Origin of the sequence: uncultured Cellulomonas sp. (assembly GCF_963527515.1) — a bacterium.
Classification (GTDB): Bacteria; Actinomycetota; Actinomycetes; order Actinomycetales; family Cellulomonadaceae; genus Cellulomonas.
In genome coordinates this window covers 1-10,943 of the sequence record NZ_CAURTV010000113.1, presented here as the reverse complement: position 1 = coordinate 10,943, position 10,943 = coordinate 1, and the positions used below count along the sequence as shown (strand labels likewise).

At 69.3% G+C, this 10,943-nt stretch carries 11 protein-coding genes; 6 read left to right on the top strand and 5 right to left on the bottom strand.

What is annotated here, in order from left to right:
* Positions 1-402: 402 nt before the first annotated feature.
* From coxB to RYN42_RS17670, 4 genes are all read left to right on the top strand, one after another.
* The gene (coxB, locus tag RYN42_RS17685; protein ID WP_315098142.1) at positions 403-1,284 is read left to right on the top strand and encodes a cytochrome c oxidase subunit II; all 882 of its coding nucleotides are present in this window, start codon (positions 403-405) and stop codon (positions 1,282-1,284) included.
* A complete protein-coding gene (gene ctaD, locus RYN42_RS17680) occupies positions 1,284-3,092 on the top strand; it encodes a cytochrome c oxidase subunit I (protein WP_315098140.1) in 1,809 nt (602 codons plus the stop codon). The genes coxB and ctaD overlap by 1 nt, the downstream gene beginning before the upstream one ends.
* Positions 3,089-3,487, top strand: coding sequence for a cytochrome c oxidase subunit 4 (locus RYN42_RS17675; RefSeq protein WP_315098138.1), 399 nt, complete (start codon positions 3,089-3,091; stop codon positions 3,485-3,487). The genes ctaD and RYN42_RS17675 overlap by 4 nt, the downstream gene beginning before the upstream one ends.
* Positions 3,488-3,559: 72 nt before the next feature.
* On the top strand, positions 3,560-3,940 hold the full coding sequence (locus RYN42_RS17670; protein WP_315098136.1) for an META domain-containing protein: 381 nt from the start codon (positions 3,560-3,562) through the stop codon (positions 3,938-3,940).
* Positions 3,941-3,991: 51 nt separating this feature from the next.
* Here the strand turns inward: RYN42_RS17670 and RYN42_RS17665 are convergent, their stop codons facing one another.
* From RYN42_RS17665 to RYN42_RS17645, 5 genes are all read right to left on the bottom strand, one after another.
* A complete protein-coding gene (locus tag RYN42_RS17665) occupies positions 3,992-4,618 on the bottom strand; it encodes a superoxide dismutase (protein ID WP_315098134.1) in 627 nt (208 codons plus the stop codon).
* A 116-nt stretch (positions 4,619-4,734) separates the two neighbouring features.
* Positions 4,735-6,477 carry a cytochrome bc complex cytochrome b subunit gene (locus RYN42_RS17660; RefSeq protein ID WP_315098132.1) on the bottom strand — a complete coding sequence of 581 codons (1,743 nt, stop codon included), beginning with the start codon at positions 6,475-6,477 and terminating at the stop codon, positions 4,735-4,737.
* On the bottom strand, positions 6,474-7,511 hold the full coding sequence (locus RYN42_RS17655) for a Rieske 2Fe-2S domain-containing protein (RefSeq protein ID WP_315098130.1): 1,038 nt from the start codon (positions 7,509-7,511) through the stop codon (positions 6,474-6,476). Before RYN42_RS17655 ends, RYN42_RS17660 begins: the two co-directional genes overlap by 4 nt.
* Positions 7,508-8,293, bottom strand: coding sequence for a cytochrome c (locus RYN42_RS17650; RefSeq protein ID WP_315098128.1), 786 nt, complete (start codon positions 8,291-8,293; stop codon positions 7,508-7,510). The genes RYN42_RS17655 and RYN42_RS17650 overlap by 4 nt, the downstream gene beginning before the upstream one ends.
* Positions 8,294-8,361: 68 nt before the next feature.
* Entirely contained in the window at positions 8,362-9,009 is a 648-nt protein-coding gene (locus RYN42_RS17645; protein ID WP_315098127.1) for a heme-copper oxidase subunit III, read from the bottom strand.
* Positions 9,010-9,299: 290 nt separating this feature from the next.
* Here RYN42_RS17645 and RYN42_RS17640 point away from each other — a divergent pair, with 290 nt between their 5' ends.
* Positions 9,300-9,731 carry a hypothetical protein gene (locus RYN42_RS17640; protein ID WP_315098125.1) on the top strand — a complete coding sequence of 144 codons (432 nt, stop codon included), beginning with the start codon at positions 9,300-9,302 and terminating at the stop codon, positions 9,729-9,731.
* The gene (gene trpD, locus RYN42_RS17635; RefSeq protein WP_315098124.1) at positions 9,728-10,786 is read left to right on the top strand and encodes an anthranilate phosphoribosyltransferase; all 1,059 of its coding nucleotides are present in this window, start codon (positions 9,728-9,730) and stop codon (positions 10,784-10,786) included. Before RYN42_RS17640 ends, trpD begins: the two co-directional genes overlap by 4 nt.
* The last annotated feature ends 157 nt before the right edge of the window (positions 10,787-10,943 follow it).

Sequence of the window (10,943 nt, the reverse complement as noted above, 5' to 3'; positions counted from 1 at the left end):
GCCCAGCCCTGGTCCAGCGCCTCGAGGAACGCCGTGCGCGCCTCCGGCAGCAGCGGTGCCCGGCCGCCGGCGTCGAGGACCGCCCGACGCGCAGTGGCGTGCGTCACAGGGCCGGCCCCGCTGGTGCCGCGGAGGTGGTCGTCGGGCTGGCTGCTCACCCGGGCACCGTAACCCCGCGGAGCCCCCACCTGGGGCCCGACGACCGGCTCCCGGCCTGGTCGGAGCGTCAGGTCAGGTGAAGGTGGTGCGGTGTGATGGTGCTGACACGGTGTCGTCATCGGGTGTCGTCGGCACGAAAGGACGTGGCCGGCGCGCTAGGCTGCTCGGGTCGAGGACGAAGGTCCCGGGTGGTGCCCTCTTGCAGCGCGGGGCGTCGCCGGGACGCGAGTGAGAGGTCCCCCGTTGCACCCGGACACCCCCCGTCGCACGCGGCGACCAGCGATCCTGCTGGCCGGCCTGCTAGGCGTCGTCGCCGTCGCACTCAGCGGATGCTCCGCCGAGGTGCAGCGCGGCTGGCTGCCAGGCAGCTCCGACGCCGAGATCACCGACCAGACCGGCCGCATCACCAACCTGTGGGTCGGCTCGTGGATCGCCGCGCTGATCGTCGGCCTCATCACCTGGGGCCTGATCCTGTGGTGCGTCGCGGTGTACCGGAAGCGCAAGGGTGACGACACCCTCCCCGTGCAGCTGCGGTACCACGTGCCGCTCGAGGTCATGTACGTGATCCTGCCGATCATCATGGTCGGGGTGCTCTTCTACTACACCAACCGGGACACCACGGCGCTGGTGGACACCTCCGCCGAGGCGGACGTCCACGTGCAGGTCATCGGCAAGCAGTGGAGCTGGGACTTCAACTACCTCGACGACGACGTCTACGACACCGGTCAGCACGCCCAGGACGTCGGCTCCGCCGGCACCGGCGTGCTCGAGGACCAGGTCACCCTGTACCTCCCGGTGGACGAGCGGGTCGAGTTCACGCTCGACTCCCGCGACGTCATCCACTCGTTCTGGATCCCCGCGTTCCTGTTCAAGATGGACATGATCCCGGGCAAGACGAACACGTTCCAGGTGACCCCCACCGAGGTGGGCGAGTACCTCGGCAAGTGCGCCGAGCTCTGCGGCGAGTACCACTCGTCGATGCTCTTCAACGTGCACGTCGTGACCCGCGAGGAGTACGACGCGCACATCGAGGAGCTCAGGGACCAGGGTCAGGAAGGCTCGCTCGGGCTCGAGTACAGCCGTCAGCAGGACCTGGACAGCGTTCCTCAGGAAGGCGAGAACTGATGGCCGCCGTCGCGGAGCACATCCCCGGGCTGGCGCCCTCGCGCCAGACCCTCGGCCGCACGGTGATCAAGTGGATCACCTCGACCGACCACAAGACCATCGGGTACCTGTACCTGATCACGTCGTTCGTCTGGTTCGCCATCGGCGGCATCCTGGCGCTGCTCATCCGCGCCGAGCTGTTCGCGCCCGGGATGGACCTGTTCCAGTCGCGCGAGCAGTACAACCAGGCATTCACCATGCACGGCACGATCATGCTGCTGCTGTTCGCGACGCCGCTGTTCGCGGGCTTCGCCAACGTGATCATGCCCCTGCAGATCGGTGCGCCCGACGTCGCGTTCCCGCGGCTGAACATGCTCGCGTACTGGCTGTTCTTCTTCGGCGGCTGCATCGCCGGAGCCGGGTTCTTCACGCCGCAGGGCGCCGCGTCGTTCGGCTGGTTCGCGTACGCGCCGCTGTCGAACACCGTGTACTCGCCAGGGCTCGGCGGTGACCTGTGGGTGTTCGGCCTCGCGCTCACCGGCTTCGGCACCATCCTCGGCGCGGTCAACTTCATCACCACGATCGTCACCATGCGCGCGCCCGGCATGACGATGTTCCGGATGCCGATCTTCACCTGGAACACCCTGGTGACGTCGCTGCTGGTGCTCATGGCGTTCCCGCCCCTGGCCGCCGCGCTCTTCGCCCTCGGCGCCGACCGCCGGCTCGGTGCACAGGTGTTCAACCCCGAGAACGGGGGAGCGATCCTCTGGCAGCACCTGTTCTGGTTCTTCGGGCACCCCGAGGTCTACATCATCGCGCTGCCGTTCTTCGGCATCGTCACCGAGATCCTGCCGGTGTTCAGCCGCAAGCCGATCTTCGGCTACAAGGGCCTCGTCTACGCCACCATCGCGATCGCCGCCCTGTCCGTGACCGTGTGGGCGCACCACATGTACGTCACCGGCTCGGTGCTGCTGCCGTTCTTCGCGTTCATGACGATGCTCATCGCGGTGCCGACCGGCGTGAAGTTCTTCAACTGGATCGGCACGATGTGGCGCGGCAAGCTCACGTTCGAGACGCCGATGCTCTGGACGATCGGCTTCCTGGTCACGTTCCTGTTCGGGGGGCTGACGGGCATCATCCTGTCCAGCCCGGCGCTCGACTTCCAGCTGTCGGACTCCTACTTCGTCGTCGCGCACTTCCACTACGTCGTCTTCGGCACCGTGGTGTTCGCCATGTTCGCGGGCTTCTACTTCTGGTGGCCCAAGATGACGGGCCGGATGCTGGACGAGACGCTGGGCAAGGTCCACTTCTGGTTGCTGTTCGTCGGCTTCCACACCACGTTCCTCATCCAGCACTGGCTGGGCGTCAAGGGCATGCCGCGCCGGTACGCGGACTACTCGCCGGACGACGGCTTCACCTGGATGAACCAGCTGTCGACCGTGGGTGCGGTCATCCTCGCGGCCTCCACGCTGCCGTTCCTGTGGAACGTCTACACCACCTGGCGCAACGCGCCGCTGGTCACGGTCGACGACCCGTGGGGCTACGGCGCCTCCCTCGAGTGGGCCACCAGCTGCCCGCCGCCGCGGCACAACTTCACGTCGCTGCCCCGCATCCGCTCCGAGCGTCCCGCGTTCGACCTGCACCACCCCGAGGTGGCCGCCATGGACCACGTGGAGCCCAACGCGGGCCCGCTGGACTGGGAGGCCGACCGGCGCGGTGAGACCGAGGTCGCGACCGACCGCGTGGTGAACGACAAGGGTGAGCAGGAGCAGTCCTCCGCGACGATCGTCGAGGAACGTCCGCGCACCGACGAGGAGGGCTCGCGATGAAGTTCGAGACCAAGCTCTTCCTCTACGGGGTGCTGTTCTTCGTCCCCGTCGGTCTGATCTACGCAGCATGGAGCGGCGGCGAGCCCGTCGGTACCGTCGGCATCCCGCTGGTCGGCGGCCTGGTCGGCATGATCGGCGCCTACTTCGCGCTGCTGTCGCGCCGCATCGACGCCCGCCCGGAGGACGACCCGCTGGGCGAGATCGAGCAGGGCGCGGGCGACCAGGGCGTGTTCAGCCCGTGGAGCTGGTGGCCCCTGGTGCTCGGCCTGTCGGCGGCGGTGACGTTCGCCGGTCTCGCGATCGGCTGGTGGCTGTCGTACATCGGCATCGCGATCGGCGTCATCGGTCTGGTCGGCTGGGTGTTCGAGTTCTCCCGCGGCCAGCACGCGCACTGACCGCACGTCGAGAGGGCCCCTGCCGGATCCCGGCAGGGGCCCTCTCGCATCTGCTGCGCTAGCGTCGGTGACATGAGGCAGTCGCGGTGGTCCGGGCTCGTGGTCCTCGTGGCCGTCGCGCTCACGGCGTGCACCGGCGCGGGCTCGGCCGGCAGCGGGGAGGTCCGGGACGTGACGGGCCTCTGGGGCGTCCAGGACACCGAGGGCGTCGCGTCGCTCGAGCTGGCCGACGACGGCTCGGCCTCGGGGACCGACGGGTGCAACCGGATGATCGGCTCGTGGGACCAGGACGGGACACGGGTGGCCTTCGGCGAGTGGGGCCTCACGCGGATGGCGTGCCCGAGCGTCGACACGTGGCTCTCGCTGGCGGTCAAGGCGACGCTCGAGGGAGAGAACCTGGTGTTCGTGGACGAGAACGGCGTCGAGATCGGGACCCTGCAGCCGAACTCGTGAACGGCGCAGGGCCGCCCCCCGGACGGGGGACGGCCCTGCGTCGCGGCGGTGTCAGAGGGCGACGATGAGTCCCGCGGTCTGCGTGCGTGCGCGGTCGAAGCGCGCGGCCGCGTCAGCCCAGCTCACGATGTTCCACCAGGCCTTGACGTAGTCGGCCTTGACGTTCACGTAGTCCAGATAGAACGCGTGCTCCCACATGTCGAGGACGACGACGGGGACCAGGCCGAGGGCGATGTTGCTCTGCTGGTCGTACAGCTGCACGATCACGAGCTTCTGGCCGATCGAGTCCCACGCGAGGATCGACCAGCCGGAGCCCTGGATGCCGAGGGCGTTGGCGGCGAAGTGCTTCTGGAACGCCTCGAACGAACCGAAGAACTCGTCGATCGCGGCGGCCAGCTCGCCGGTGGGCTTGTCGCCACCCTCGGGGGACAGGTTCTGCCAGAAGACGGAGTGGTTCACGTGGCCGCCGAGGTTGAACGCGAGGTTCTTCTCGTGCAGGTTCACGGCGGCGAAGTCGTCGGCCGCGCGTGCGGCGGCGAGCTTCTCGAGCGCGGTGTTGGCGCCGGTCACGTACGCGGCGTGGTGCTTGTCATGGTGCAGCTCCATGATCCGGCCCGAGATGTGCGGCTCGAGGGCCGCGTAGTCGTAGGGCAGATCCGGAAGCGAGTAGTCAGCCATGCGTGAGTACACCTCTCCTGCGTCGGTCTGGGGCCGCGTGCCGCGGCCCGCTCTGTACAGAGGAACGGGCGGCCCGCCGTTACGGCGAGCCGCCCGACTCCACGGTCAACTCTTGCTCAGGACGAGCGATTCCGCCCGTCGGGGGCTGTCTCATCCTGCGGATCCACCAGGTGCTGGCCGCCACCGACCGCGCTGGTGAGCTCGGCCGGGGCCGGTGCGCCGGCGGGGGCGATCGCGTCGTGCTCGCCGTGCGAGTGCGATGCCGCCAGCTCGGCGGGCGTCACGGGCTCGACGCGGTCCTCGTAGAACGTCTGCGAGATCCGCTGGCGCATCCGGTCCAGGGCGTAGCCCTTGCGGCGCACGCCACGCGAGTCCTCCGCGGGCTCGATCTCCAGCGGTCGGATGGCGTCGTGCTGCACCCGCAACCAGCGCTCGTGCGCGTCCAGCGGCTTGTGCACCTCGATGTACTCGCCGTTGGCGAACCGCACGATGCGGCCGGTCTCGTGCCCGTGCAGGACCAGCTCGCGGTCCTTGCGCTGCAGCCCGAGGCAGATCCGCTTGGTCACCCAGAACGCGAACCACGGACCGAGGAAGATCAGGACGCGGAACACCCAGGTGATGTCGTTGATCGACAGGCGGAAGTGCGTGGCGATCAGGTCGTTGGACCCCGCCAGCACGAGGATGAAGAAGGCCGTCAGCACCGAGACGCCGAACGCGGTGCGGAACGGGCGGTTGCGCGGGCGGTCGAGCACGTGGTGCTCGCGCTTGTCACCCGTCGCGAACGCCTCGATGAACGGGTACGCCGCGAGCGCGGTGAACAGGATGCCCGGCACGATCATCGCGGGGATGAGCACGTTCAGCGAGATCGTGTAACCACCGACGACGAACTCGGTGAACCCCGGCATCAGGCGCAGGGACCCTTCGAGGAAGAGCATGTACCAGTCCGGCTGGGCTCCGGCGGACACCGGTGAGGGGTCGTACGGGCCGTAGTTCCAGACCGGGTTGATGGACATCGTCGCGGCCATGAGCACGATGACGCCGAAGACGATGAAGAAGTAGCCGCCGGCCTTCGCCACGTAGATCGGGAACAGCGGGTAGCCGACGACGTTCTTGTCCGACTTGCCCGAGCCCGGGTACTGCGTGTGCTTGTGCAGGACGACGAAGAACAGGTGCAGCGCGATGAGCGCCAGGATGATCCCCGGCACCAGCAGGATGTGCACCGTGAACAGGCGGGGGATCAGTGCGGTGCCCGGGAACTCGCCACCGAAGAGGAAGAACGAGGTGTAGCTGCCGATGATCGGGATCGACCGCACCACACCGTCGGTGATGCGCAGACCGTTGCCGGACAGCACGTCGTCGGGCAGCGAGTAGCCCGAGAAGCCGGCGGCGAGGCCCAGGATGAGCAGCAGGAAGCCGACCACCCAGTTGACCTCGCGCGGCTTGCGGAACGCTCCGGTGAAGAACACGCGCATCATGTGCGTGACGATCGAGGCCATGAAGATCAGGGCGGCCCAGTGGTGGATCTGCCGCATGAGCAGACCACCGCGCACCTCGAAGGAGAGCCGCAGCGTGGAGGCGAACGCCTCCGACATCTCGACGCCGTTCATCGCGGCCCACGGGCCCTCGTAGTGCACCTCGTTCATGCTGGGCACGAAGAAGAGGGTGAGGAAGACGCCCGAGATGAGGATCGTGACGAAGCTGAAGAGTGCGATCTCACCCAGCAGGAACGACCAGTGGTCCGGGAAGATCTTGCGCGCGAACACCTTGACGAACGTGCCGATGCCGGTGCGCTGGTCCAGGTAGTCGGCCGTGCCGCCGGCGAGCTTGCCGGCGGGGGTCGGGGTAGCTGTCGTCGTCACTTGAGACGCTCCCAGTAGCTCGGGCCGATGGGCTCGGTGAAGTCGCTCTGGGCGATCAGGTAGCCCTCGTCATCGACGGTGATCGGCAGCTGCGGCAGGGGCCGCTTCGCCGGTCCGAACACGACCCGTGCGCCGTTGGCCACGTCGAACGTCGACTGGTGGCAGGGGCACAGGAGGTGGTGGGTCTGCTGCTCGTACAGCGCGACCGGACAACCCACGTGGGTGCAGATCTTGGAGTAGGCGACGATCCCGTCGTAGGACCAGCCCTTGCGGTCCTCGGCCTCGTTGAGGTCGGCCGGGTCGAGGCGGACCAGCAGGACGACGGCCTTGGCCTTCTCGTCGAGCGGGTGCTCCGCCTCCTCGAGGCCCTCGGGGATGACGTGGAACACCGAGCCGATGGTCACGTCAGCGGCCCTGATCGGGCGGCCGGACGGGTCGGTCGCGAGCTTGGTGCCCTTCTTCCACATCGTGTGGCGGAACTTCGAGACGTTCCAGTCGCCACCGACGTTTCCCACGATGGGCACGATGATCGCGAGCGGGAAGAGCGCAAGGGCCGAGAGCGCCGCGCCCTGGAGCACACCGCGCCGGCCGATGTTCGAGTCAGCAGCGCCCTCCTTGAGGACGTTCACCGCGGCCTCGCGGTTCTCGTCCGAGCTGCGCTGCAGGTGCCGGTCCTCGGACTTCTCGTGGTCGTTCATGAGCGCCTTGGCCCAGTGCACGGCAGCGAGCCCGATGCCCAGGAGCGAGAGCGCGAGGCCCAGGCCGAGCGCGAGGTTGGAGCGGAGCATCGACTCCGCCGTCTCACCCGGCGGGAGGGCGAAGTAGGCGATCAGGAAGCCGAGGGTGGCGAGCACGGAGACGGCGAACAGCAGCACGACCTGACGCTCGGCGCGCTTGTTCGCCTTCGGGTCGAGGTCGCCCATCCGGTCGTGGTGCTCGGGGTGGCCCGGGTCCTCGAACCTGTCGGGCGTCGCGCCCGGCGTGTGCGTGACGAGCTCGTTGCCGGCCTCGTGGCCTGGTCCGTGGGTGGTCACGAGGACTTCGCTCCGATCCAGACTGCTGCGCCGATGAGCAGGCCCATGCCGACGACCCAGGCCCACAGGCCCTCGCTCACCGGACCGAGGGCACCGAGGTCGAGCCCGCCGGGCGAGGTGCCGCCCTGCTGGTCGATGAACGCGATGATGTCGCGCTTCTCCTCGGTGGTGATGTTCGCGTCGTTGAACACGGGCATCGACTGCGGGCCGGTCAGCATGGCCTCGTACAGGTGGGTGGGGGTGGTCTCCCAGAGGTTGGGAGCGAACTTGCCCTGGGACAGCGCTCCGCCGGCGCCGACGGCGTTGTGGCACATCGCGCAGTTGGTCCGGAAGACCAGCATGCCGTTCGCCACGTCACCGAGAGCCGGGTCGACCTGCTCCGCGGTGGGGATCGACGGTCCCGCCCCGAGCGACGCCACGAAGGCGGCGAGCTGGTTGATCTGGTCCTGGTCGAACTGCGCGGGCTTGGGCAGCGCCTGCGGGCCGTTCGCCTGCATGGGCATCCGGCCGGTGCCGACCTGGAAGTCGACGGCCGCGGCGCCCACGCCGATGAGGGACGGGCCGCTCTCCGTGCCGGACGCTGCCGGTCCGTGGCAGGTGGCGCAGTTGGCCTGGAACAGCTTCTCGCCGGTGTCGATGTCAGTGGTGCTCGCCTTGACGGGCGCCGCATCGGCCGACGTCGGTGCCAGCACCGCGTACAGGCCACCGGTGAGCAGCAGCGCCAGCAGGAGCAGCACGATCGGCGCACGCCGATCCTGCCTGCGGGCTGCGAGTGCCTTCACGGATCGATCCTCGTCTCGCACGTGGGGGATGGGGTCTGGGAGGCGGTGGGCGGGGGCGCCCGACGCCCTTACTTCAGGAGGTAGATCACCGCGAAGAGCGCGATCCACACGACGTCGACGAAGTGCCAGTAGTACGACGTGACGATCGCGGTGGTCGCCTCGTGGTGCCCGAAGCGCTTGGCGCTGAACGAGCGGCCGAGCAGGAAGAGGAAGGCGAGCAGTCCGCCGACGACGTGCAGACCGTGGAACCCGGTGGTCAGGTAGAAGACCGACCCGTACGGGCTGGACGCGATGGTCAGGCCCTCGTGGACCAGCTCCGCGTACTCGTAGATCTGGCCGCCGATGAAGAAGGCGCCCATGAGGTACGTCAGGGACATCCACTCGTTCATGCCCCAGCGGTTCACCTGGAGCAGGGATCCCGTGCGCACCGGCTGGAAGCGCTCGGCCGCCCACACACCCATCTGGCACGTCACCGACGACAGGACCAGCACGGTGGTGTTGATCGCCGCGAACGTGATGTTGAGCTTCGGGGTGTTCTCCGCCCACGCCTCCGGCGCTGCGCCACGCAGCGTGAAGTACATGGCGAAGAGGCCTGCGAAGAACATGAGCTCGCTGGCCAGCCAGACGATCGTCCCCACCGACACGGGGTTCGGTCGGTTGACGCTCACGTGGGGGCTGGTGCGCGGGGCAGCCGTTGCGGTCGACACGATCGTCATTATGGCTGATGACGACCCCGCATGGGACGTTAGGCCCTCAGCGTGGCCACAGGTAAATGTCACATCGTCACGATCTCGGCGCCGGGCGCCGCGCAGGCGGTCGAGAATCACGCCGATCTGGAGGGTGCGGACGCCCGGCCGCTGCGCGGACGCGCGTCGTGAGCCGCGGGCGCGTCGCCGGCCCCGTGCTATGCGTCCGCGGCATCCGCTGGCGGGCCTCTACCCCGACTCGCGACCACCCGTGCCAGAATCCCCACGGACCTGTATCGACCACCAGTGAGGGACCTCCGATGAGCACGGCGCAGCCCGACACGACTGGATCCGCCACCCCCGGACCACGGATCCTGCTGTACAGCGACGACGTCGACGCCCGCGCGCAGGTGCGGCTGGCGGTCGGGCGTCGGCTCCGCCGCGGCGCACCCGACATCGAGTGGGTCGAGGTGGCCACCGCGGCCGCGGTCATCGCGCAGGCCGAGTCGGGCGGGCTGGACCTGCTGATCCTCGACGGCGAGGCGGACAAGGTCGGCGGCCTCGGCCTGGCTCGACAGCTCAAGGACGAGATCTTCCGGTGCCCGCCGACGCTGGTGCTCACCGGTCGGCCCCAGGACGCGTGGCTCGCGTCCTGGTCGAACGCCGACGCCGTCGTCAGCCGTCCCCTGGACCCGGTCGAGCTGCACGGCGCCGTCGCGGGACTGGTCGAGTCCCCGGCCGTCATCCGATGACCGACGGGTCCACCGCGTCCAGCTGGCCGGACCTGTTCGCCACCCTCACGGCACGTCAGGACCTCTCGGTCGAGCAGGCGTCGTGGGCGATGTCCGAGATCATGAGCGGCGCGGCGTCGACGCCGAAGGTCGCCGCGTTCCTCGTCGGGCTCAAGACGAAGGGGGAGTCGGTCGCCGAGCTCACGGGCCTGGCCGACACGATGCTCGCCCACGCCGTCCGCATCGAAGTCCCCGGACGCACGCTCGACATCGTGGGCACCGGCGGCGACCGAGCGCACACGGTGAACATCTCCACGATGTCCGCGCTCGTCATCGCGGGCGCCGGGCTCACCGTGGTCAAGCACGGGAACCGCGCAGCCTCCTCGTCGTCCGGCTCCGCCGACGTGCTCGAGGAGCTGGGCATCCGGCTCGACCACCCGCCCGCCCGCGTCGCGGAGCTGGCCACGGAGGTCGGCATCACCTTCTGCTTCGCGCAGGTCTTCCATCCGTCGTTCCGGCACACCGCCGCCGCGCGCACCGAGCTGGGGATCGGGACCGCGTTCAACTTCCTCGGTCCGCTCACCAACCCGGCCCAGCCGCGGTCGGCGGCGATCGGCGTCGCGGACGCCCGCATGGCGCCGCTCATGGCCGGCGTCCTCGCCCAGCGCGGTGTCAGCGCGATGGTGTTCCGGGGGGAGGACGGGCTCGACGAGATCGCCCCCACCGGTCCCACCCGCCTCTGGGAGGTGCGCGACGGGCAGGTCACCGAGTCCGTCGTCGACTGGCAGACGGACCTCGGCGTCGGCCGGGTCGGGCTCGAGTCGCTGCGCGGTGCGAAGGCCGACTACAACGCCGACGTCGCCCGCCGGCTGCTCGACGGCGAGACCGGGGCGGTGCGCGAGACGGTCGTGCTCAACACCGCCGCGGCGCTCGTGGCGGACGGGACGCTGGCCGGGACGTCCGACGGGACGCTCGTGGACCGGCTGCGGGCCGGCACCGAGCACGCGCGGCGGTCGCTGGACAGCGGCGCCGCCGCGGACGTGCTGGCGCGCTGGAAGGCCGCGAGCAGCGCCTAGACCGTCCTCAGGCCGCGCTGGGCTCCGAATCAGTCGCTGTGCTTGTGGTCGGACTGATCCTGCGCTCCGCTCCGTGCGAGTGACGCTCCGCGCCCCTCAGCGTCCGCTGCGCTCCAGGTCAGTCCGCTGTGCTTGTGGTCGGACTGACCTTCCGCTC